17 protein-coding genes are annotated in these 22,136 nt (G+C 72.6%); 6 read left to right on the top strand and 11 right to left on the bottom strand.

All coding sequences use genetic code 11. The features are described from left to right. Nucleotides 1–2,428, top strand: a 2,428-nt coding sequence (locus STRIP9103_RS30470; RefSeq protein ID WP_009326820.1) for an SbcC/MukB-like Walker B domain-containing protein, incomplete at its 5' end; no start/stop codon positions are given. Between the two features lie 34 nt (nucleotides 2,429–2,462). On the opposite strand, the gene STRIP9103_RS30465 is transcribed toward STRIP9103_RS30470, so the two are convergent. Beyond that, nucleotides 2,463–2,927 carry an Lrp/AsnC family transcriptional regulator gene (locus STRIP9103_RS30465; RefSeq protein WP_009326818.1) on the bottom strand — a complete coding sequence of 155 codons (465 nt, stop codon included), beginning with the start codon at nucleotides 2,925–2,927 and terminating at the stop codon, nucleotides 2,463–2,465. Between the two features lie 124 nt (nucleotides 2,928–3,051). On the opposite strand from STRIP9103_RS30465, the gene STRIP9103_RS30460 reads away from it, so the two are divergent. Beyond that, nucleotides 3,052–3,528 (top strand): rhodanese-like domain-containing protein, encoded by a 477-nt coding sequence (locus STRIP9103_RS30460; RefSeq protein WP_048821282.1) that lies wholly within the window; start codon nucleotides 3,052–3,054, stop codon nucleotides 3,526–3,528. Between the two features lie 122 nt (nucleotides 3,529–3,650). Further along, nucleotides 3,651–4,187, top strand: coding sequence for an immunity 21 family protein (locus STRIP9103_RS30455; RefSeq protein ID WP_048821280.1), 537 nt, complete (start codon nucleotides 3,651–3,653; stop codon nucleotides 4,185–4,187). 56 nt (nucleotides 4,188–4,243) lie between these two features. Here the strand turns inward: STRIP9103_RS30455 and STRIP9103_RS30450 are convergent, their stop codons facing one another. Both STRIP9103_RS30450 and STRIP9103_RS30445 read right to left on the bottom strand, forming a co-directional pair. Then, on the bottom strand, nucleotides 4,244–5,935 hold the full coding sequence (locus STRIP9103_RS30450; RefSeq protein ID WP_009326806.1) for a DUF885 domain-containing protein: 1,692 nt from the start codon (nucleotides 5,933–5,935) through the stop codon (nucleotides 4,244–4,246). Between the two features lie 392 nt (nucleotides 5,936–6,327). Then, nucleotides 6,328–6,819 (bottom strand): Lrp/AsnC family transcriptional regulator, encoded by a 492-nt coding sequence (locus STRIP9103_RS30445; protein WP_009326809.1) that lies wholly within the window; start codon nucleotides 6,817–6,819, stop codon nucleotides 6,328–6,330. 60 nt (nucleotides 6,820–6,879) lie between these two features. Between STRIP9103_RS30445 and STRIP9103_RS30440 the strand changes: the two genes are divergently transcribed. Further along, nucleotides 6,880–8,166, top strand: a complete 1,287-nt coding sequence (locus tag STRIP9103_RS30440) for a trans-sulfuration enzyme family protein (RefSeq protein ID WP_078614104.1) — start codon at nucleotides 6,880–6,882, stop codon at nucleotides 8,164–8,166. Nucleotides 8,167–8,176: 10 nt separating this feature from the next. On the opposite strand, the gene STRIP9103_RS30435 is transcribed toward STRIP9103_RS30440, so the two are convergent. From STRIP9103_RS30435 to STRIP9103_RS30415, 5 genes are all read right to left on the bottom strand, one after another. Beyond that, nucleotides 8,177–9,514, bottom strand: coding sequence for a GNAT family N-acetyltransferase (locus STRIP9103_RS30435; RefSeq protein WP_009326825.1), 1,338 nt, complete (start codon nucleotides 9,512–9,514; stop codon nucleotides 8,177–8,179). A gap of 148 nt (nucleotides 9,515–9,662) precedes the next feature. Continuing rightward, nucleotides 9,663–12,341, bottom strand: coding sequence for a DUF6493 family protein (locus tag STRIP9103_RS30430; RefSeq protein WP_009326801.1), 2,679 nt, complete (start codon nucleotides 12,339–12,341; stop codon nucleotides 9,663–9,665). After that, complete coding sequence (locus STRIP9103_RS30425; protein ID WP_078614103.1) at nucleotides 12,338–13,798, bottom strand: SWIM zinc finger family protein; 1,461 nt, start codon at nucleotides 13,796–13,798, stop codon at nucleotides 12,338–12,340. Before STRIP9103_RS30425 ends, STRIP9103_RS30430 begins: the two co-directional genes overlap by 4 nt. Nucleotides 13,799–13,985: 187 nt before the next feature. Beyond that, a complete protein-coding gene (locus tag STRIP9103_RS30420) occupies nucleotides 13,986–15,575 on the bottom strand; it encodes an alkaline phosphatase D family protein (protein WP_009326816.1) in 1,590 nt (529 codons plus the stop codon). A gap of 177 nt (nucleotides 15,576–15,752) precedes the next feature. Then, nucleotides 15,753–16,583, bottom strand: a complete 831-nt coding sequence (locus tag STRIP9103_RS30415) for an alpha/beta fold hydrolase (protein WP_009326803.1) — start codon at nucleotides 16,581–16,583, stop codon at nucleotides 15,753–15,755. Between the two features lie 173 nt (nucleotides 16,584–16,756). On the opposite strand from STRIP9103_RS30415, the gene STRIP9103_RS30410 reads away from it, so the two are divergent. Together STRIP9103_RS30410 and STRIP9103_RS30405 are read left to right on the top strand one after the other, a co-directional pair. Further along, entirely contained in the window at nucleotides 16,757–17,644 is an 888-nt protein-coding gene (locus STRIP9103_RS30410; protein WP_048821278.1) for an RNA polymerase sigma-70 factor, read from the top strand. A 217-nt stretch (nucleotides 17,645–17,861) separates the two neighbouring features. Further along, on the top strand, nucleotides 17,862–18,623 hold the full coding sequence (locus tag STRIP9103_RS30405; protein ID WP_009326811.1) for a GntR family transcriptional regulator: 762 nt from the start codon (nucleotides 17,862–17,864) through the stop codon (nucleotides 18,621–18,623). 208 nt (nucleotides 18,624–18,831) lie between these two features. Here the strand turns inward: STRIP9103_RS30405 and STRIP9103_RS30400 are convergent, their stop codons facing one another. The 3 genes from STRIP9103_RS30400 to STRIP9103_RS30390 all read right to left on the bottom strand — a co-directional run bounded on the left by STRIP9103_RS30400 (nucleotide 18,832) and on the right by STRIP9103_RS30390 (nucleotide 22,086). Next, the gene (locus STRIP9103_RS30400) at nucleotides 18,832–19,986 is read right to left on the bottom strand and encodes an ROK family transcriptional regulator (protein WP_009326830.1); all 1,155 of its coding nucleotides are present in this window, start codon (nucleotides 19,984–19,986) and stop codon (nucleotides 18,832–18,834) included. A gap of 155 nt (nucleotides 19,987–20,141) precedes the next feature. Continuing rightward, the gene (locus STRIP9103_RS30395) at nucleotides 20,142–20,807 is read right to left on the bottom strand and encodes a response regulator transcription factor (RefSeq protein WP_009326824.1); all 666 of its coding nucleotides are present in this window, start codon (nucleotides 20,805–20,807) and stop codon (nucleotides 20,142–20,144) included. 121 nt (nucleotides 20,808–20,928) lie between these two features. Further along, nucleotides 20,929–22,086, bottom strand: coding sequence for a sensor histidine kinase (locus STRIP9103_RS30390; protein ID WP_009326823.1), 1,158 nt, complete (start codon nucleotides 22,084–22,086; stop codon nucleotides 20,929–20,931). Nucleotides 22,087–22,136: the final 50 nt, after the last annotated feature.

Below are 22,136 nucleotides of genomic sequence, written 5' to 3'. Positions count from 1 at the left end.
GGTCGAGAAGCGTCTCGCCGAGCGGCGCCGGGCGGCCGAGGCCCAGGTGCGCGAGGGCGACGCGGAACTGCTCGCCGACGTCCACCGTATGCAGCAGGCGGCGGGGGACACGTCGGCCATGGAACTGCCCGAGCTGACACCGGGCGACCCGGGGCTGGCCGAAGCCGTCCTCGGCTGGGCCGCCGTCGCCCGCAGCACCGCCCGCGAGCAGCTGACCATCGCCCACTGCGCCCGTGCCACCGCCGCGTCGGCACAGGCAGCCGCCGAGCGCGTACTCGACGACGTACGCGAAACGGCGCGGCTCCAGCGGCGGTTCGCCCAGGCGCGGGAGCGGGCCGCCCGGCTGGAGGAGCGGGCCGAGGCGCACGAGGAGGAGCGGGCCCGTATGGAGCGGGCCCGTAAGGCGGAGGCCGTGGCTCCGGCGCTGCAGCTGCGGGACGAGGCCGAGACCGAGCACCGGGAGGCGAGCGCGGACGAGGCACGCGCGCGTGCCGCACTGCCGCACAGCCACGCCGACGCCGGTGCCGCCGGACTCGCCACCGCCGCACGCAAGGCAGCCGAGGAACTGGGCGGCCTGGAGTCGGCCCGGCGCGCGGAGCGGCGGCTGACCGAACTGGTCGCCGAACGCGCCGAGTTGGACCACGAGGAGCGGTCCGACGAAGACGTCCTCCAGGACGCCGAGGGCTGGCTGGCCGAGTGGGAGACGACCCGGGCCGCGCTGCAGTCCCGTATCGAGGCCGCCCAGGAGGCCGCCACCCGCGCCGAACAGCTGGCCGTGCAACGCGGGCCCGCCGAGAAACGGCTCGGGGCCGCACGCCGGCGCGATCAGCTCGGTCGGGGCACGGAGGAGGCCCAGGCGCGTGTGCTCCGGCTGGCCGAGCGCGCGGTGGAAGCACGCGACCACTGGCTGGACCTCAAGGAACAGCGCCTGAAGGGCATCGCCGCGGAACTCGCCGCCGGGCTCGTCGACGGCGAGCCGTGCGCCGTCTGCGGTGGCACGGAACACCCCGCACCGGCCCAGAAGGTGGCCGGTCACGTCGACCGCGAGACGGAGGAGCGGGCCCTCGCCGCGTACCAGCGGGCCGACGAGGAGCGCACGGAGGCCGAGCGGCGACTCGGCGTCGTACGGCAGGCGCTGGCCGCCGCGAGCGCCGAGGCCGGTGACACACCGACCGATCGACTCGCCGATGAGATGGCCGAGCTGGAGCGCGCGTACGCGGAGGCCCGGCGGGGCGCCTCCGGTCTGCATCTCGCCCAGGAGGAGCTGCGGAGCGCCGAGCGGGAGCGCGAGCGGCGGATGGCGGCCCAGCAGGAGGCGGTCGTGCGCGCCGCGTCCCGCAACACCCGGCGGGATGCGCTGGAGCGGGAACGGGGCGCTCTGGAAGGGGAGTTGGCGCAGGCCCGGGGCGACGCCGAGAGCGTGGCCGCCCGTGCCGAGCAGTTGGAGCGGCTGGCCGGGCTGCTCACGGAGGCCGCCGACGCCGCACGGGCCGCCGACGACACCGCGCAGCGCCTCAAGGACGCCGACGCCCGACTCGCCGACGCGGCCTTCCGTGCCGGGTTCGACACCCCGCAGGCTGCGGCCGCCGCGCTTCTCGACGACGACGCCCACCGGGATCTCCAACGGCGCCTCGACGCCTGGCAGTCGGAGGAGGCCGCGGTACGGGCCGTGCTCGCCGAGGCCGACACGGCCACCGCCGCCCAGCAGCCGCCCGCCGACCTCGCGACCGCGGAGCGGGACGCCGAGGCCGCCTCCCGACAACTCCAGGACGCCGTGTCCGCGTGGGACGCGGCCGAGCGGCGCCGTACCGAACTCGACCGGCTGTCCGCGCGGGCCACGGCCTCCGTGCGACGGCTGGCACCGCTGCGCGAGGAGTACGACCGCGTCGCCCGCATGGCAGGGCTCACGGCCGGCACCGCCGCCGACAACGAACGCAGAATGCGCCTGGAGGCCTACGTCCTCGCCGCCCGCCTGGAACAGGTCGCCGCCGCCGCGACCGTACGACTCCAGCGCATGTCCTCCGGCCGGTACACCCTCGTCCACTCCGACGACCGGGTCGGCAGGGGCGCCCGGAGCGGCCTCGGGCTGCATGTCGTCGACGCGTGGACCGGTCGCGAGCGGGACACGGCCACGCTCTCCGGTGGCGAGACCTTCTTCGCCTCCCTCGCGCTCGCCCTCGGCCTCGCCGACGTCGTCACCGACGAGGCGGGCGGCGTACGGCTCGACACCCTCTTCATCGACGAGGGCTTCGGCAGCCTCGACGACCAGACCCTCGACGAGGTCCTCGACGTCCTCGACTCCCTCCGCGAACGCGACCGCAGCGTCGGCATCGTCAGCCATGTCGCGGATCTGCGGCGGCGCATCCACGCGCAGCTGGAGGTGGTGAAGGGGAGGTCGGGGTCGACCGTACGGCAGCGGGGCCGGTGAGCGGGCGAGTCGTCCACGGCCGAGCGGCGCGGGATCAGTGACCGAGGGGGCGGCGGGGGAGCGGTGAGGAGTAGACGACGCTCGTCGTGACCGAGCCCAGGGTGCCGATCTTGCCGGACACCTCCTCCAGGTGGCGCATCGAGCGGGCGGCGACCTTGATCACGAAGCAGTCGTCGCCGGTGACGTGGTGCGCCTCAAGGATCTCGGGTGTGACGGCCACCAGGTCGTGGAACGGCTTGTAGTTGCCGTTGGGGTATCTGAGCCGCACGAACGCCAGGATCGGCAGACCGAGCCGCTCGGGGTCGACGACCGCCGTGTATCCCTGGATGACACCCGCCTCCTCCAGGCGCCGCACCCGCTCGGTCACGGCGCTCGCCGACATCGACACGGCCCGCGCCAACTCGGCGTAGCTGGCCCGGCCCTCGCGCTGGAGGACGTCGAGGATGCGCCAGTCGGTGGCGTCCGGGGTGTAGGAGGCCTGCGGGGAATTCACGGTCATGATCGAGAAATAGCAGGGGAATCCCCGGCGAATCAAGGTTCACGCCATGGAACGCCCCTTCTGGGAGGGGATCATCGACCGTAGATTTCTGGTCGTCGAGATCAGTCAGGGAGGGATCCAGATCATGACCGCCACCACCGTGAACCCCGTACTGCGCGTCGCCCCCGCCGCCCCGGCCGAGGCCGCCGCGTACTTCCGGGCCAGCCTCGTCTTCCACACCGATGTGTCCGACGTGGCCGCCGGCCTCGCCGCCGACGGCGACCCCGGTTTCGTCGTCCTGGACTCCCGTTCGACCGAGTCCTGGGACCAGGGGCACATCCCGGGCGCGATCCACCTGCCCACCGCCCTCATCCCCGAACAGGCGGAGCGACTGCTCGACAAGTCCGTGCCGGTCGTCACCTACTGCTGGGGTCCGGGCTGCAACGGCGCGACCCGCGCCGCCCTCGCCCTCGCCGAACTCGGCTTCCAGGTCAAGGAGATGCTCGGCGGCTTCGAGTACTGGGCGCGCGAAGGTTTCGAGTACGAGACCTGGGAGGGCCGCGAGAAGCGCGCCGCCGATCCGCTGACCGCGCCGGTGGACGCGGAGGACTGCGGCTGCTGACGCCTCGTGCCGGGCTCTCGTGATGCGTGCGGTCCGGCGGGCGCACTCCCTTGCTGACGTCACGTCAAGAAGTCTGCTGACCCGACGAGTTGGTCCGGAAGCCCGCCGTGTAATTTCTGGGCATGGCTCGTTACGCGGATCCGGTGGTTCCAGATGTGGTGCGGTGGGTGGAGTCGAGCGGCGGACCGCTCATAGCGATACCGGAAGCGGTACTGCCGTTCTGGGCCGGCGCCGACGGCGACGAGACGTCCTCCGACTACGACCGGGCCTGTCACGTCGACGGTCCCGCCGGGCTCCTGCCGGTCGGGGACACCCGCGCCCTGGTCCTCGGTGACGGCCCCACCCCCACCGCGTACCTCCCCGAGCACGGCACCTTCGTACGCCGACACACGGCCGACGCCGGTGTCGAATCCGCCGCCGGAGTCCTCGCGGAAGTGCCGAGGGCGCTCGATGCCGCGGCGTGGGAGCCGGAGGTGGAGTGGCGGGTGCCGGGTCCGGTCGTTCTCTTCGACGCCGCCCGGCCCGGGGATGTCTCACGGCTGACGGACCATGTGCGGGTCGATCTGGAGCCCGGCCGCTACGGCGTCCGCGCCGCGTATGTCTCGACGGGACCGGAGACGGGGCTCGGCCTCGTCCGGGTGAGACCCCTCGCGAGCTGAAGTGGGGCGGCGGCCGGGCCCAGCCGCAGGTGTGGCGTGGGCCCGGCCGTGCCGTCTCACAGCTGTGACAGCTCGTCCACCAGGTCGTCCAGTCCCAGCGAACCCTGCGACAGCGCGGCCATGTGCCAGGCCTTGGCGTCGAAGGCGTCGCCGCGGCGCTGCCTGGCCTTCTCGCGGCCGAGGAGCCAGGCGCGTTCGCCCAGCTTGTAGCCGATGGCCTGGCCGGGGATGGTCAGATAGCGGGTCAGCTCGCTCTCGACGAAGTCCGCCGGACGGCTGCTGTGCGCCCCGAAGAACTCCTCGGCCAGCTCGGGGGTCCAGCGCTCACCGGGGTGGAAGGGGGAGTCCGCCGGGATCTCCAGTTCCAGGTGCATGCCGATGTCGACGATGACACGGGCCGCGCGCATCATCTGCGCGTCGAGATAACCGAGCCGCTGCTCCGCGTCGGTGAGGTAGCCCAGCTCGTCCATCAGCCGCTCCGCGTACAGGGCCCAGCCCTCGGCGTTGGCGCTGACACCGCCGATCGTGGCCTGGTAGCGGGAGAGGCTGTCCTTGACGTACACCCACTGGGCGAGCTGGAGGTGATGGCCGGGGACGCCCTCGTGGTACCAGGTGGAGACCAGGTCGTACACCGGGAAGCGGGTCTGCCCCATGGTCGGCAGCCAGGTGCGGCCCGGGCGGGAGAAGTCCTCGCTCGGGGCCGAGTAGTACGGGGCCGCCGCGCCACCGGGCGGGGCGATGCACGACTCGACCTTCTTCACCGGCTCGGCGAGGTCGAAGTGCGTGCCGTCCAGCTCCTCGATCGCCCGGTCCATCAGACCCTGCAGCCACTCCCGGACCTCGTCGACGCCCTCGATGTGCCGGCCGTGCTCGTCCAGGTGCGCCAGCGCCACCCACGGCGTCTCGGCGCCGGGCAGGATCTTCTCCGCCTCCTGCCTCATCTCACCGAGCAGCCGGTGGAACTCGGCCCAGCCGTACGCGTACGCCTCGTCGAGGTCCAGGTCCGCGCCGGTGAAGTAGCGGGCCAGGCGGGCGTAGCGCTCCCGGCCGACCGTGTTCGGCGCGCCCTCGATCGCCGGGGCGTACACATCACGCATCCAGTCGCGCAGCTCCACCACGGCCCGGGTCGCGCCCCGAGCGGCCTCGTCCAGTTCGGCGCGCAGCGACTCGGGGCCCGCCGCCGCGAAGTCCTCGAACCAGCCGCGCCCCGAACCGTCCGTGTCCGCCCACTCGGTGAGCTGGCCGATGAAGGTCGAGGTCGGGCGCGGGGCCGCGTACAGCTTGCGCTCCAGACCGAGCGCGAGCGACGCGCGGTAACCGGCGTACGCCGTCGGCACCGCGCGCAGCCGCTCCGCGATCGCCGCCCAGTCCTCCTCCGTCTCCGCCGGGGTGATGGTGAAGATCTCGCGCACCCCGTGCGGGGGCGTGACCATGTTGCCGACCGCGCGCAGTTCCTCGTCGGCCTCGTGCACGGCCAGCTCCGCCGTGAGGCGCTCGCGCAGCAGGCGCGCGCAACGGCGCTCGATGTCACTGTCCGCGCCTGGCTGCCGCTCCGCCTCGTCCAGCCGGGCGAGCGTCGTCCGGATCAGCTCGGCCCTGGCCTCCAGCCCGGCGGGCGAGGTGTCCGGCAGCTTGCTCGAACTCTCCCTCACACCGAGATACGTACCGGTCAGCGGGTCGAGGGCGATGAGGTCGTCCACATAGGCGTCGGCGACTTCACGGGGCAGCGGGCTCTTCGTGTCAGACATGCCGACAATCTTGGTATGACGACGGGGGCACCGTCAGCTGCTTAACGGGGCCTTGAACCTTACGCCGACCGGATTCCGCTCAGGGCGCACGCCTGGTCGAGCATCCCAGGCTCTGCGCCGCTGATCAGGCCGTGTTCCGGTCGGCGTTGGGTGGTCGGGCTGTCTTCCGGTCGGCATCCGGTGGGCGGGCCGTGTTCCGGTCGGCATCCGGTGGGCGGGCCGTGTTCCGGTCGGCATCCGGTGGGCGGGCCGTGTTCCGGTCGGCATCCGGTGGGCGGGCCGTGTCCCGGCGGGCGTCGGGGGGCGGGCTGTCTTCCGGTCGGCGGCCGGCGGGCGGGTCGGCTTTCGGTCGGCATCCGGTGGTGAGGTCAGGTCCCGGTGGCATCCGGTGGTCAGGTGGTGTCCCGGTCGGCGTCCGGCGGCAGCAGGGGGCCGCAGTCCCACTGCTGGAAGATCAACCGGGTCTCCACTCGTGCCACTTCGCGCCGCGACGTGAACTCGTCGAGCACCAGCCGCTGCAGATCCGTCATGTCCGCGACCGCGACATGCACGAGATAGTCGTCCGGCCCGGTGAGATGGAAGACGGTCCGGGACTCCGGAAGCGCCCGGATCCGCTCCACGAACGGCCCCACCAGCTCTCGCCGATGCGGTCTGACCTGCACGGACAGCAACGCCTCCAGGCCACGCCCGAGCTTGGCCGGATCGAGCCGCAGCCGATGACCGAGGATCACCCCGGAGCGGCGCAGCCGCGTCACCCGGTCCAGACAGGTCGACGGCGCCACCCCGACCTGGGCCGCGAGATCGCGGTAGGTCGCCCGTGCATCGTTCTGCAACAGGCGCAGAAGGTGGAGATCCACCGGATCAAGTACGACAGACTCGGCCATTGCCCGAACGTAACACGGAGTCCGACCGTCGAGCCCCGGCCGATGTTCACTCTGGCGCCCATGAACTCAGCGAGCACGCACGCGTACGACCACGCACGCACCACGCCGAGAGCACTGGCCACCGAGGCCGTGCACGCCGGCCGCGACGACCTCGCGCGTCAGGGCCTGCACGCCCCGCCGATCGACCTGTCGACCACCTACCCGTCGTACGACAGCCGGGCCGAGGCCGCCCGCATCGACGCCTTCGCCATCGACGGCGCCGAGCCGGAGGGCCCGCCGATCTACGGACGGCTCGGCAACCCGACCGTCGCCCGCTTCGAGACCGCCCTCGCCCGTCTCGAAGGCACCGAGAGCGCCGTCGCCTTCGCCAGCGGCATGGCCGCGCTCAGCGCCGTCCTCCTCGCCCGCGCCTCGACGGGCCTGCGCCATGTCGTCGCCGTACGACCCCTGTACGGCTGCAGCGACCATCTGCTCACCGCCGGGCTGCTCGGCTCCGAGGTCACCTGGGTCGACCCGGCCGGTGTCGCCGACGCGCTGCGTCCCGACACCGGGCTGGTCCTCGTCGAGTCCCCGGCCAACCCCACCCTCGCCGAACTCGATCTGCGCGCCCTCGCCCACGCCTGTGGCTCGGTCCCCCTCCTCGCGGACAACACCTTCGCCACGCCGGTCCTGCAGCGCCCCGTCGAGCAGGGCGCCCGGCTCGTCCTGCACAGCGCCACCAAGTACCTCGGCGGCCATGGCGACGTCATGGCCGGGGTCGTGGCCTGCGACGAGGAGTTCGCCGGCCGGCTGCGCCAGATCCGCTTCGCCACCGGCGGCGTCCTCCACCCGCTCGCCGGCTACCTCCTGCTGCGCGGCCTCGCCACCCTCCCCGTACGCGTCCGCGCGGCCTCCGCTACCGCCGCCGAACTCGCCCGCCGCCTCACCGCCGACCCGCGCGTCACCCGCGTCCACTACCCGCGCATCGGCGGCGCCATGATCGCCTTCGAGACCGCCGGTGACCCGCACGACGTCATCGCCGCCGTCCGTCTCATCACCCCCGCCGTCAGCCTCGGCAGCGTCGACACCCTCATCCAGCACCCCGCCTCCATCAGCCACCGCATCGTGGACGAGACGGACCGCCGAGGGGCCGGCGTGAGCGACCGCCTGCTACGGCTGTCGGTGGGCCTGGAGGACGTGGAGGACCTGTGGGCGGACCTGGACGCGGCGCTGGGGCCGCGCCCCGAAAGGGGCGCAGGAGGCTGTGGTGATCTGCGGCTCCGCCGCGATGGGGGTTCCCCCGGGTTCGAGCGAAGTCGAGAACTTGGAGGAGCGACCGGCCACGACGAGCCCGCAGCCGCCCACTGATCCGCCACCCCTACGACGCTTCGACCCGACTCTCGTCACGGAGCTGCGCCGACGTGGTCTCCAACTGCGCGGTGATCACCAGTGTCCCCTCCTCGATCTGGTAATCCAGCGGCAACCCCAGCCCTCGCATCGCCGCCACCATCCCCGTGTTGGACGACTGCGTCACGGCGTACACATTCGCGCAGCCCGCCTCCATCGCCATCCCGACCAGCCTGCGGAGCAACTCGCTGCCGATGCCCCGCCGCTGCCACTCGTCCTCGACGAGCAGCGCGATCTCCGTCTCGTCGCCGTCCCACAGCAGATGCCCGAGGCCGACGAGGCGCCCGGAGGCCGTCTGCGCGGCGAGGGTGCGGCCGAAGCGGGGGCTGAGGAGGTGCTTGAGGTAACGGTCGGCGTCGCCCACGGGCCCGTGGTACCGCATGCCCAGCGTGCGCGGCGAGCACCGCTCGTGCATCGCCTTCGCCGCCGACAGATCACCGCCGTCGGCGCGGCGCACGGTGATGTCGTTGCCCTCGGGCAGCGTCAGTACGTCCTTGCCGTGCGGGACCCGAGGGCCCAGCCGCGCGTCCAGCTCCACCAGGGCCCGCGCTCGCGCGAACTCGGTCGGCGTGAACGGCAGGTACGGCCGCTCCACCGTGATCACCCCACCCTCCGGTGCGCGCAACCGCATCACCGTGTCCTCCAGTGCCCCTTCGACCGGGGCGCCCTCCTGCCCCCGACCGTGACCGGCAGTGGACGTGTGTCCGCCCTGCGCGGGCGAAGCCGGGAGTGTGGGGGTGGGCAGCGAGCGGATGGTGCAGCGGCCCAGCAACTGCCGCAGCGCGAGCGGCAGTTCCGCCGCGTCCAGCGCGGTACGCGTGGCCAGGCCGAGCACCCGGGTCGGCACGTCCACCAGGTCGTGGGCGTCACCGCGCTCGATCCAGGTCGCGGTACCGCCCGCCAGCGACGCCGTCCGGCTGAGCTCGGCGGCCGACAACTCCTCCGGGGCACGCAGCAGGAACTCGTCCACCGTGCCCTCGGCCAGCGGGTGGGTCTGCAGGCTCAGGATGTCGACCCTGTGGCCTGCCAGCGCCGTGCACAGCGCGGCCAGCGAGCCCGGCTCGTCCTTCACCGTCGTCCGCATCCGCCACAGCGCGGTCGCCCCGGCGATCTCCTCGGCGTCCGCCCCGGACGGCCCGGCCTGCCGCTCCTCCGGGAGTGGCGACCGGGTGCCGGTATCACTCTTCGGCGGTGCGTGACCGTGGCGGCGTGTCCACCAGGTGTGGACGCCGGCCGTCGCGAGCCCGGCCACGCGCCGCCGCCAGTTCCGCACCGGGCGACCGTTCGGCGCCCCCGTCACATCAGACATGTCTTCAGTCATAGGGCCACTGTGAAGGAACGGTGTTGCGTGATCACGAACGCTCTGTGACTGACCGGTAAAAGCATCGTTCTATGCCTTTTGTGGCTTTTCTGTGATCGACGCTGCCGGAATCGGTGCGGTCGGTGCCCTACTGAGGTCAACCGGCCCCCACTGCCTGCCCCACCGGGCCGCCCGCCGCCAGCGCCGTGCGCAACCGCCGGGCCTCGGTCACCAGTCGCGAGGAGCCCCGCCGGTCCGCCGCCAGATCGAGGTGGGGCAGTTCCCCGTGTGCCCCGGACCGTTCCACGCATTCGGCGGCGACGGCCACCAGCTCCCCGAGTCCACGAATCGGCGTCCTGGCCTTCCCCGCCTTGTCCTCACCCGCGAGTTCGGCGAGCAGCCGCGGCAGCATCGCCCGCAGCACCGCCCAGGCCGTCCCGTACGCCCCGGTCGTCGCCGCCGTACGTATCGCCTCGGCGACCCGCAGCGGCTTCAGGCTCCCGAACGCGGCCAGCCGCCCCAGATCGGTGCCCAGCGCCTCCGCGTCCAACTGCCCGCGGGCCGCCAGCACCAGCAGCGCGTCCACCGCGGCGAGCCGGTCCTCAGGACGCTGCGCCCCGAGGCCGTACGTCACACAGAGCCGCACGGCCTCACCCGCCTCGCCCTCCGCCTCCGCGAGCGTCGGAAGGAACGAGAACCCCGCCCGCGTGTCCTCGATGGCCGCCTGCGACAAGTCGCGCAGAATGCGCCCCGCCAGCAGCTCCGGCCGCCCCGGCACCACCGCCAGCCAGTGCCGCCACTCCGAGTCGTCCCAGTGCCGGCAGTACCAGCGGCTCTCGTACGGCGTCAGCGGGCGGCCCAGCCGACGGAACTCCGGCGGGAACAACTCGCCCTGCAGCTCCGGGAGTTCACCGAACTCGACCAGCATCCTCGGCTCGTCCGTGTGACTCCACTGGACGGGCAGGGGCGGTATGTCGGTCAACAGCCACTCGGCCAGCCGGTCGCCCTCCGCCGTGCCCAGCTCCCGCGCGGCCACCGCGGCGGCCGAGAGCGCGGCCCTGTCGTCGCGCCGTACGCGCAGCAGCGCCTGTGCGAAGTCCTTCTCACCCGCCCGGACGCCCAGCCGCCGGTACTCATCCAGCCGCGCGACCAGCTCCGCCGCCTCCAGCGCCCCCGTGCTCCACGTGGGCGTGGCCAGCAGGAACGGCAGCGGCTCGGTCCTGATCCGGTACGCGATCTCCCACAGGCGGGCGTCGAACGCCCACGCCACGCCGCTGTGCACACAACCGGCCGACTCGGCGGCCCCGTTGCGCGCCGGATGGAGCGCGGAGGTGGACACCCGCTCCAGGAGGGTCACGAGGACGATGTCCAGGCCGTACGGCGACTCACGGAAGTACCGGTCGAGGGAGTCGGCCTCCAGATCCGCCCACCAGCAGCGCGAGACCGTCGGCCCGAGCGCCTCCACCAGCGCCTCCCGGTCCCGGTGCGCGTGCCTTACGAGCCCGTCGAGCGCCCGCTCGAACGCGCCGACCGCGCTGTCCCCGGCCAGTACGGCGCCGGCCTCCTCGGCCAGTTCGGCGACCGTCTCCGGCGTGGGGGCGAGCCGGGTCGGCAGCGGAACCGGCGGGAGCAGTTCCTCGTACACCTCGTTGGTGTGCTCCAAGGCGGCGGCGCCGAGGAGTTCCAGTGCGCGCGCCCGCAGTGCGGGGCTCAACCCTGCTGCCGCGTCGGCGAGTTCGTCCCGGACGGCGCTCCCGTCGGGCAGCTCGCCGATGTGCCGCTCCACCAGCTTGAGCGCGCGCTCCTGCACATCCGTGTCCTCGTGCCCGAAGGCCTGGGCGACCACGGGCAACAGCTCGGCCGCGCCGGACGGGTCCTGTTTGAGGGCCTTGCCCAGCAGGATGAGCTGCGTCCGGACGAGCTTCCGCTCGGGGCGGAAGAGCACCGCACCGGACACCTCGGCGAGTCGACGTGCCCCCAACTCCCCGTTCAGCGCGAACTCCGTCAGCACGGACTGGGCGTGCGACGCCACCGTGGAGGGCGCGTCCGCGCACAGGGCCGTCCAGTCCGCGACCCGCTCGCGCCGCTCGTCCGGGGTGAGGTCGAGCGCGGTCAACAGGCCCAGGAAGACCTTGTTGTCCGCCGTGGAACCGCCGCGCAGCAGTCGGGCCACACAGGCGTCGATCATGACCTTGCGGTCGAGTAGGCCCTCCTGGGTGAGCTGGGTGAGGGCGTTCGTCCAGTTGTTCGGCCCTTCGTCGTACCGCCAGTCGCTGCGGGCGCCGATCTCCTCGGTCTCGAACAACGCGGCGACCAGTTCCCTGAGGTGAGGGTCCTTGCGGAGATTCCCGACGACCGTGCCCCTGTTCCGGCGATACCGGCTGATGTGCTGCATCCACCCCCACACATAGGCCTCGGACGTGGGTACCGCGCACCCGGCGAGCCCGACGAGGCCGGCCATCAGCTTGTACGGCACCTCCGCGGTGAGCGGACGCTCCGCCAGGCGGTGGACCAGGTCGGCGAGCCAGTCGGGGTCGCGGTCGCCGAGCACGACGAGCAGCACCGCCGGCGATGCGTGCCGCCAGCGCATGTCGGAGCCGGTCAGCCAGGTCGCCACGGCGGCGGCTCCGGTCTGGCAGGCGGCTCCGGCCGCTTGCAGGGCCGGATACGCCCGCTGGGCGGGGGAACTCCATGGCTCGGGCCGCAGCTTCTTGCGCAGCTCCTTCAACTCGGGCATGCACGCACGCCGTTCGGCATCCGTCATACCGTCCACCAGAGCGAGGACGTCACTCGGGTTCCCCGCCCGCACCGCCGTGATCAGCGCCTCAGAAGTCACCGCTCTCGCACCCCCGTCGATCCGTCTCCGCCCAGTTCCGCGTCGTCTCGTATGGCGTCCGGCCGTCCGCTGATCGGTGTCCCGTCCGACTCCGCCTTCGCTCCCCGGCGCACCATCCGCACCGCAAGGGCGTGTTTGCACGGGCCGCGGCCACCTCGGTACTTGGCCCACCACAGACAGGAGCAGCTCAGTGTGCCCGCCTGGTCGCGAACGCGGTGCACATGGCCGTCCTCGGCGGTCACCGTCCCGAGGCCGCCGTCGAGGGTCACCGCGCCGGCGGCGACCAGGGCGCGGGCCGAGCGGAGGCGGGGGTTGTGGCGTTCGACGCGGTCGGCGTCGTAGGGGAGTTCGCGGTGGAAGTACGCCGCCTCCGCCGTGTCGTAGCCGACGCGGCCCGACGTGCCGAGCCGGGTCAGGGCCGCCCGTACCCGCTCGGTCGGCAGCCCTGAGGCGGCGGCGAGGTCGCCGATGTCGATGCGCGGCTCCCAGGCGAGCAGCACGGCGATCAGCTCCGCGTCCTCGGCGACCTCGTCGGTGGCCAGGGCGTCCAGCACGCCGCCCTCACCGGAGAAGCCCCGCGCGGCCTCCGGCGACAGCGTCAGCGTGAGCCGCATACCGGGCAGGACCACCTCCCAGGCGCTGGCCAGGGCCGCCGTACCGCCGGCCGGCGGGCCGTACACGCGCAGTGCCGTCGCATGGCGCAGCACCCGCTGCAGCGCGACCAGCCGCTCCGGACCCGGCAGACACACCGCGCCCGGCACCGGCCGCGTCGTCGGCCGCAGACCGCGTCCGGCGGGCACGACCCACTGGGCGCCCCGCGAAGCCCCCCGCGAGCCCCCGCGCGGCAGCGACCGCAGGAACCGCACGGCCTCGGCGGCGGGCAGCTCGGCCCGCAGGTCGAAACCGGCGGCGATCACCTGCGCCTCGGCGAAACCGCGCAGCCAGCGGTCCGGCAGCGGCACCTTCTTCTCCACGACCGGACCGTCCAGCGTGGTCACCGCCAACTCGTCCGGGCCGACGCGCAGATGGAGCGGATCGTCGGAGCCGACCCGGGACAGGGCCTCTCGCAGCGGGTTGTTGACGTCCACGTTGGTCGTGCCGTGCCCCACCCCGCCGCCGTCGAGCCCCGGCTCCAGGACGTCCAGGCGGGCGTAGACCCCGCCGCAGCCCGAGAACGACTCGAACCGCAGCCGGTCGCCGTTCCCCGTCACCACCGGATCCAGCGAGGCCCGCAGCTGCTGTTGGTAGTACCGCGCCGCCGCCACGTCGGCGACCGCCAGCAGCCCGGCCGCGGCCACCTGAGGCGAGGCCAAAAAGCCCGTGAAGAACCGGGGATGGTCCTCGACCCCCGTCGGGGTCGCACCCCGCGAGGTCTCCAGCCCCAGCCGGTGTCCGCCCGCCACGGACTCCAGCACGGAGGGTCGGGTGTAGGCCACGGCCTGCAAAGATCGCGTCATGGGAAAACCGTAGAAGCGACCACTGACAATCGGCACTGACCTGCGGAAATGTGCCCGGCGGGGCCTCCCGGCAAAGCCTCCGGCACGGCCTCGGCCGCGGCTCCCGGCACGGCCATGCCGATTGCCCGCCTGTGCCGTGCCGATTGCCTGCCTGCGTCGTGCCGATCGCTCGCCTACGCCATGCCGGTCACTGTCCGACCAGCCCCGGCTGGAGCACCTTCGTGTACAGCACGGTGCCGTCCTGCTCGCGCAGTCGTACCGTCAGCTCTCCGCTGTCGCCGTCGATGTCGACCTCGCCGAAGAACTGGTAGCCGCCCGCCGGCGACACGTTGGCGGTGGTCGGTGCCTTCACGAAGACCCGCTCGGGGCCGAAGGTGTTGTCGAGGGTGTTCACCGGGAAGGCACCGGCGTTGAGCGGGCCGGAGACGAACTCCCAGAAGGGCTCGAAGTCGGTGAAGGCGGCTCGGGACGGCTGGTAGTGCTGGGCCGAGGTGTAGTGGACGTCGGCGGTCAGCCACACCGTGCCCGTGATCTTCCGGTGCTTGACGAATCGCAGCAGCTCGGCGATCTGGAGCTCCCGCCCCAGCGGCGCACCCGGATCGCCCTGGGCCACGGCCTCGATGTTCGGCTTGCCGTCCCCGGTGTCCGGCACGACCAGGCCGAGCGGCATGTCGGAGGCGATGACCTTCCACACCGCGCGCGACCGGGACAGCTCCCGCTTCAGCCACTCCAGCTGCTCGGCGCCGAGGATGCCCTGCGGGTCGGTGGTCTGTGTGTCGGGCGAGTTGGCGTTGCGGTACGTCCGCATGTCGAGGACGAACACGTCCAGCAGCGGGCCGTGGCGCAGCACCCGGTGGACGCGGCCCTCCCGGGAGCCCGGCCGCAGCGTGGAGATCGGGAAGTACTCGCTGAACGCCCGCCGCGCCCGCGCCGCCAGCGCGTCGACGCTCTTCTCGGTGTACCGGGTGTCGGTGAGGATCTCGCCCGGGTACCAGTTGTTCGTGACCTCGTGGTCGTCCCACTGCACGATCGACGGCACGCGCGCGTTGAACCGTTTGAGGTTCTCGTCGAGCAGGTTGTAGCGGAAGTTGCCGCGGAACTCGGCGAGCGTCTCGGCGACCTTCGACTTCTCCTCGGTGGTGACGTTCCGCCAGGTCGAGCCGTCGGGGAGCGTCGCGGTCGCCGCGATCGGCCCATCCGCGTAGATGGTGTCGCCGCTGAACAGGAAGAAGTCCGGGTCCAGCGCGCCCATCGCGTCGAAGATGCGGTAGCCGCCACGATCGGGGTTGATGCCCCAGCCCTGCCCGGCCAGGTCGCCCGACCACACGAAGCGCACCCCGTCACGCCGCTTCACCGAGGTCGTACGGAACGTGCCCGTGACCGGCTCGCCGGTGCGGCGCGGGTCGTCCGGGTCGGCGAGCAGCACCCGGTAGTGGATCTGCTCACCCGCCGGCAGACCGCGCAGCCGCGTCGTACCGGTGAAGTCGGTTCCGGAGCCGAGCAGCGGGCCGTGGAATCTGCGCGGATCGCGGAAGGACTCGGTGGCGGACGTCTCGACGATCATGCGCGCCGGACGGTCCGAACGGACCCATACCAGCCCGGAGTGCGCCGTCACGTCCCCGGTCTGCACCCCCCAGCCGGCCTTCGGGCGCCCCGACAGGGCGAGCGCCGGAGCGACGCCGGACACGGCGGGCAGAGCCAGCGCCGCCGACGCGGCGAGCGAGCCGCGCAGCACGCTGCGACGGCCGGGCGGGAAACTCTGCGGACGGTGTGACATGAATGCGCCTCCGGTGACGGATCAAGCCAATGTGCACAGCCACAACTACTGGTGCGCCGCAGCGCACACGGAAACCACAAGTGAACAACTGACCGTCGGCACCTGCTGACCACCCCACCACAACCCGCACGGACGAACGCAGCGTAGACACCGCGGGGGCGAGAACCCCGCCGCAGCTCAGCGACTCCCATCCAGGATGACGCGGGCGACCAACGCAGGGTCGTCATTCATCGGACAGTGCCCACACCCCGGCAGCCGAACCAACCGCGCCCCAGGAATGATCCGCTTGGCCCGAACCCCCTGGCGTCGAACGAGCAGCCAGTCCCGCGTCCCCCAGGCCACGGTGACCGGCACCCCGGGAAGGTCATCGGTGAACTGGATGCCGCCCCCCGCCCGGAGGGTCTCGTCGAACCCGGTGGCCCGAGCGAGCGCGAGCGTCTCGGCGACCACCGCCTCGGGCGAACGGCGACCCGGCCGGGCGTAGATGGTGCTCGTCAGCACCGTGCGCCCGGCCGCCGACCGGGACAGCTGCTCGACCAGCGGCAGCGGCAGCCGCCGCGAGATGTGCCGCATGGTGAGCAGGACGCCGAAGGCGTAGCGCCGCTCGGCCTCGTTCCAGAACCCGGCCGGGGACAGAGCGGTGACGGACCGCACGAGCTTCTCGCGACCCAACTCAAGGGCGAGCAGCCCACCGAGGGAGTTGCCCGCCACATGGGGACGGTCCAGTCCCAGCGCCTCACAGAACGCGCCGAACACGGCGGACGTCGTCGGCAGGTCGTACGGGAGCCCGGCGGGCAACCCGGGGGACTCGCCGAAACCGGGCAGGTCCACGGTGACGACCTCGCGCTCGGCCGCCAGGAGATGGGTGACCGGGTCCCAGGCCTGCCGGTGGTGGCCGATGCCGTGGAGCAGGAGCAGCGGTTCGCCGGTGCCCTCGCGCGCGTAGGAGACCGTCACGGTCCGCGGGCCGACCGGGGAGGGAACCTTGAAGGAGACCGTGGTGGACATGGTGCAGCTCCTCGTCTGTGAGGGTGGGCGCGCTGACGTACGGCATTCGTAGACAGCTTGTCAGCAACCGCTACTGGCGGGTAGTCCTCGGGAGTAACAAGCCGGCGCCGGCGCGCCGTCCGTGCCGTCCGCGTCGGCTGGACACCGTCGAACTCGTCGGATGGGATGGGACCGTGACCACTGACATCGCGACCGACGTCTTCGAACAGCACCGCCCCCTCCTCATGGGAGTGGCCTACCGCATGCTCGGGCGGGTCGCCGACGCCGAGGACGTGGTGCAGGAGGCCTGGCTGCGCTGGTCCGGCGCCGACCGGTCCGACGTGCGGGAACCGCGCGGGTATCTGGTCCGGGTCACCACCAGGCTCGCCATCGACCGGCTGCGTCAGGTGCAGTCGCGCAACGAGGCCTACCCCGGCCCGTGGCTGCCGGAGCCGTACATCACCGACTACGAGAACACCGTCCCGGACGCCGCCGAACGCGCCGTGCTCGCCGACACCGTCTCGCTCGCCGTCCTCGTCGTCCTGGAGTCCCTCTCGCCCCTGGAACGCGCCGTGTTCGTGCTCCGGGAGGCCTTCGGATACCCGTACGCCGAGATCGCCGCCATGCTGGACCGCGCGGAGCCGGCGGTTCGTCAACTCGCCGGGCGGGCCCGTAAACACGTCGACGAGCGGCGGCCCCGCTACGAGGTCGACCCGGCCGAACGCCGCGAGCTGACCGAGCGGTTCCTCGCCGCCGCGGCCGGCGGCGATCTCGAAGGGCTCATGTCGCTGCTGGCCCCCGACGCCCGGCTGGTGGGCGACGGCGGCGGTGTGGGCAAGGCCCCGGTGCGCGTCCTCGAAACCGCCGACAAGGTGGGACGGTTCCTGCACGGCATCGCCGACAAGGGCCTCCCGGACGTCTCGTTCCGCTTCATGGAGATCAACGGCGCCATCGCGGTGGTCATCCTGTCCGCCGGCAAGCCCGACAGCGTGTTCCAGATCGACATCGCCGACGGCCGCGTCCAGTGCGTCTACATCATGCGCAACCCCGAGAAGCTGCTCGCCCTGCCGGTGGACGAGTAGGAGGCCGTGCCCCGGCGGTCCCAGGAGGCCGCCGGACCCTCCGGTGATGCCCCGGTGAACGCCGTGCCGCGCCCGGGCTCTCGGTTGCCCGAGGGTTGGTGGATTGGTCTTGACCAAGAGTGGGGGCAGGCCTATGGTCGCAAGAAAGTGCAACAACCTTTAATAAACAAGGGCGCTAAAAACGCCGCCGGGCCACGGCGAAGCAGCGGAGGACAGGGTGGGGACCCAGCAGCTGGAATCGGTGCCGGAACCTAAGTACTGGCACCTGAAGACCGTGCTCACCGAGGCATTGGACTCGGAGTTCTCGGTGGGGGAGATCCTGCCCAACGAACGCGACCTGGCGGCGCGTTTCGGCGTCGCCCGGGCGACCCTCCGCCAGGCGCTGGAGCAGCTCGAACTGGAGGGCAGGCTGCAGCGCCGGCGCGGCGTCGGCACCACGGTGGCCCCGCCGCGCGTGGGGGTCGCGGTCGGCGGCGAGCAGCACGCCTGGCCGGGCACCATCGGTGACGCCTGGCAGGCCGTGGACTGCACGGAGGCGGCCCCGCCCACCGCGGTCGCCGACATGCTGGAGAGCCTGCACGGCGAGCAGGTGCACGTCGTACGCCGGTCCCGTATGTCCCACGGCCAGCCCGTCGCCGCCGAACTGCTCTACATCCCGTCCGCCTCGGTGCCCGCCCTCTCCGCCATAGACGCGCCCTCCGGTGCGGCACGCGCGCGTGCCGTGCTGCGGGAACTGCAGCGTCTGGAGCTGGAGGGCCAGGACCGCTCGGTGGAGTTGGGCTCGGCCCGCGCGGACGACGCCAAGGAACTCGACCGGCTGCCCGGCGCGCCCGTCCTGGTCGTCACGACCCGCTTCTTCGCCCAGGGCCGCACCGCGGCCGTCTCCCTGGCCACGTATCGCGCTGACACATGCCGCCTGACCTTCGGTGACTCGGGCGGAGTCGAGATCGACCACGGTCCGGAACGCCGCGCGTCCTGAAGCCGCCGATCACGCCGGCCGTACCGGCCGCAACGACCACGTCGGCGGCAACACCACACCGGCCGTAGTCGGTGACACCTGAGCCGCACCCGCCGCGCCCCGGTCATCCGGGGCGCGGCGTCTTGACGGGGCTCCGGCGCCGACCGGCGTGCCGGTACGGCCCCGACTCCGCAGGGGAAGCGCTGTCGGCCCACGCGGGCGCGCGGGCTCAGCGGCGTGCCGTGACCGTGCCCTCCACCGCGAACAGTTGCTCCTCTACGTGGTCGAGGGCCAGCCGCAGCGCGCCCATCGCGACGGCCGCCTCACCCAGCCGGGAGAGGGCCACCCGGGGCGGGCGCAGACAGTAGCGGGCCAGCTCCTGCCGCAACGGTTCGAGTACGTCGTCGATGCCGGCCGCCCAGCCGCCGACGACCACGAGTTCGGGGTCGAGTGCGAGGACGAGCGCCGCCACGTCATGGACGAGTCGCTGTATGAAACGGCCGACGGCAGCACGTGCCCGTTCGTCGCCCTCGCGCGCGTGCTTGAAGACCTCCGCGACCGCCTGCTCGTCGAGCGGATGCAGAGGCTCGTCCGTGGTCGACAGCAGCGCCTCCGGAGTGGCCTCCCGGCCCAGCAGATGCAGCGCGCCGATCTCCCCGGCCGCGCCGCCGTACCCCCGGTGCAGCCGTCCACCGATCAGGGAACCGGCGCCCGGGCTCAGTCCCGCCAGCACGAACACCACGTCGTCCGACTCGGTGGCCGCGCCCTTCCAGTGCTCGGCGACCGCGGCGGCGTTGGCGTCGTTCTCGACCAGCACCGGACACTTGAAGGACCGGTTCAGCCGCTCGCCCAGGTTCAGGCCGGTCCACTCCGGCAGGGCCGTGCCCAGCCGTACGGTGCCGTCGGCCTCGACGATGCCGGGGCTCCCCACGCCGACGGCGCGCAGCGAACCACGGGAGACACCTGACCTGCGCAGCAGCTCCGCCACGGTCGAGCGCAGCCGCTCCAGCCGTTCGTCCGCCGTCGCCGTCTCGGAGACGTCTTTGGACAGCGAGCCCAGCACCCGTCCGTCGAGGTCAGCGAGGAGCGCGCTCACCCGGTGCGAGCCCACGTCCACGCCCAGCAGATGGCCCGCCTCCGCCCGGAACCGGTACCGCCGCGCGGGACGCCCCTGCCGCCGGGCGGCACCCTCCTCGGCGGCCTGTTCGACCACCAGCCCGGCCGCGACCAACCCGTCGACGACACCCTCGACCGTGGGCCGGGACAGCCCGGTAACCCTCGTGATCTCGGTGAGCGTCGCATGTTCCGTGGCCCGCAGCGCGTGCAGGACCACCGCCGAGTTGATTCTTCGGAGCAGAGAGGGATCCCCACCGGTCAGCCCCAACGTCCGTCCTCCCAGCTCGCGCGCGTGTTGGCCGGATGGTACTCGTCAGGGCGAGCCCCGGCGAGTGCCCGTCTCACCCGACCTGCGACGATTTCGCCACCGCGATCACCCGCGGCCTCGGCGGGCCGCGTCGCCGAGAGCGTGCCCGCCCCGTCTCAGCCGGGTGCCACGAAGCCCGACTCGTACGCCGCGATCACCGCCTGCGTACGGTCCCGCGCCCCGAGCTTCGCCAGTACGGCGCTGACGTGCGACTTCACCGTCTCCGAGCCGACGATCAGCCGGGCGGCGATCTCCGCGTTCGACAGCCCCCGGGCCATGAGCCGCAGCACCTCCGCCTCGCGTTCGGTCAGCGCGGCCCGCTCCATGGCCGCACGCGCCGCCCGGTTGCCGCCCCCGTCGCCGTACTCGGCGGCCAACTGCCGTATCGAGGCCGGGAACAGCAGTGACTCGCCCTCGGCGACCAGCCGCACCGCGTGCACGATCTCGGCCGGCCGGGCCCGCTTCAGCAGGAACCCGTCGGCACCCGCGCGCAGCGCCTCGTACACGTACTCGTCGTTCTCGAACGTCGTCACCACGAGGATCTTCGGCGGCTCGGGCACGGTCCGCAGCACCGCCCGCGTCGCCTCGATCCCGTCCAGCAGCGGCATCCGTACGTCCATGGCGACGACACTCGGCCGCAGTTGCCGCACCAACGGGATCACCGCCGCCCCGTCCGCCGCCTCCCCGACGACCTCGATGTCCGGCTGCGCCTCCAACACGACCCGCAGACCGGCACGTACGAGGGGTTCGTCGTCGACAAGCAGAACGGTGATCGGCGGCATCCGGCCAGCGTAGATCAGAGCTCGGGCCGAACTCGGCGTGGATCAGAGCTCGGGCCGAACTCAGTGTGGATCAGGGCTCAGGCCGAACTCAGTGTGGATCAGAGCTCAGGCCGAACAAGGCTCAGCCCAACGGCAGTTCGACGCGTACCTGCCACTCGCCCCGGTCCGGGCCCGTCTCCGCCCGGCCGCCCAGCAGTGCCGCCCGCTCGCGGATGCCGCGCAGCCCGCTGCCCCGGCCGGGCCCGGGTATCTCGGCCGTCAGGGGGTTGCGGACCTCAAGGTCCAGGTTGCCGTCCGCGACCGCGACACGGACTTGGACCGGGACCCCGCCGGCATGCCTGAGCACGTTGGTGAGGGACTCCTGCAGGATGCGGTAACCCTCGCGGGACACCGGTCCGGGCACGGACTCCAGCGGTCCGGACAACTCGGCGTCGACCGTGGCGCCGGAGGTGCGCGCGGACTCCAGCAACTGGTCGGCCTCCACCAGCGTGGGCCGGCTGTTCACCGGCCGCCCGGTCTCCCTGAGGACACCCAGCACCCGCTCCAGGTCCTCCAGGGCGGCCCGGCCGGTGTCCTCGATGGCGGTCAGGGCCCGATCGGTGAACGCCGGGTCGCCCGCCGCCCGTGCCGCGCCCGCCTGCACCACCGCCACGGTCAGCGCGTGTCCTATGGAGTCGTGCAACTCCCGGGCGATGCGGTTGCGTTCGAGCAGTTGCTCGGTGCGCTCCTCCAGGGTGGCCAGCCGCTCGGCCGCCGAGGGTCCCAGGAGCCTTCGGGCGACGGCGGTGATCAGTTCGCCGAGGCCGACCACGGCGGCGTACATCAGGACGAGCGGGAGCGGTACGAGGAAGGCGTACGCCCAGTGCGGCTCGGTGATGGTCAGGTAGAGGCTCTCCGTCATCGGCCGCCCGAGCGCGAGTGCGGCCAGGTCGTAGGCGGCGATCGGCAGCCAGGCCGTACTGAATATGGCCAGCCACCCGAGTCCCATCCGGATCTCCAGCCACACCACCGTGCGGAACCGGTCCCGCCAGGTGGCCGACGGGGCCACGGAGATCCCCGATTCCTCCTCCTCGCCAGGCGTCAACAGCAACCGCGCCTGCACGCCCTCGCCCAGCCGCACGGCCGGGATCAGCCCGACCGGGATCAGGAACAGCGCGGGCACCCACGGATACGCGGGCAGGATGAACAGCCACACGCTGACGACCAGCATCGGCACCCACAGGTGCAGCAAGCGCGTGTACGTCGTCCCCCGGGTCAACGGGCGCAGGAAGCGGGCCATTCGGTCATCGTGCCAGCCGCCACTGACAACGGGCCTCCCCCGAGCGGGGG

This window comes from Streptomyces ipomoeae 91-03 (assembly GCF_000317595.1).
In the GTDB taxonomy this organism is placed as follows: domain Bacteria; phylum Actinomycetota; class Actinomycetes; order Streptomycetales; family Streptomycetaceae; genus Streptomyces; species Streptomyces ipomoeae.
The sequence above is the reverse complement of the archived record's forward strand: the minus strand, read 5'-3'. Positions and strand labels throughout refer to the sequence as shown.

Coding starts and splice junctions, on each gene's coding strand:
- STRIP9103_RS30465 (WP_009326818.1), bottom strand. CDS start 2,927: ATGACCGTGAATTCCCCGCAGGCCTCCTACACCCCGGACGCCACCGAC.
- STRIP9103_RS30460 (WP_048821282.1), top strand. CDS start 3,052: ATGACCGCCACCACCGTGAACCCCGTACTGCGCGTCGCCCCCGCCGCC.
- STRIP9103_RS30455 (WP_048821280.1), top strand. CDS start 3,651: ATGGCTCGTTACGCGGATCCGGTGGTTCCAGATGTGGTGCGGTGGGTG.
- STRIP9103_RS30450 (WP_009326806.1), bottom strand. CDS start 5,935: ATGTCTGACACGAAGAGCCCGCTGCCCCGTGAAGTCGCCGACGCCTAT.
- STRIP9103_RS30445 (WP_009326809.1), bottom strand. CDS start 6,819: ATGGCCGAGTCTGTCGTACTTGATCCGGTGGATCTCCACCTTCTGCGC.
- STRIP9103_RS30440 (WP_078614104.1), top strand. CDS start 6,880: ATGAACTCAGCGAGCACGCACGCGTACGACCACGCACGCACCACGCCG.
- STRIP9103_RS30435 (WP_009326825.1), bottom strand. CDS start 9,514: ATGTCTGATGTGACGGGGGCGCCGAACGGTCGCCCGGTGCGGAACTGG.
- STRIP9103_RS30425 (WP_078614103.1), bottom strand. CDS start 13,798: ATGACGCGATCTTTGCAGGCCGTGGCCTACACCCGACCCTCCGTGCTG.
- STRIP9103_RS30420 (WP_009326816.1), bottom strand. CDS start 15,575: ATGTCACACCGTCCGCAGAGTTTCCCGCCCGGCCGTCGCAGCGTGCTG.
- STRIP9103_RS30415 (WP_009326803.1), bottom strand. CDS start 16,583: ATGTCCACCACGGTCTCCTTCAAGGTTCCCTCCCCGGTCGGCCCGCGG.
- STRIP9103_RS30395 (WP_009326824.1), bottom strand. CDS start 20,807: ATGCCGCCGATCACCGTTCTGCTTGTCGACGACGAACCCCTCGTACGT.
- STRIP9103_RS30390 (WP_009326823.1), bottom strand. CDS start 22,086: ATGGCCCGCTTCCTGCGCCCGTTGACCCGGGGGACGACGTACACGCGC.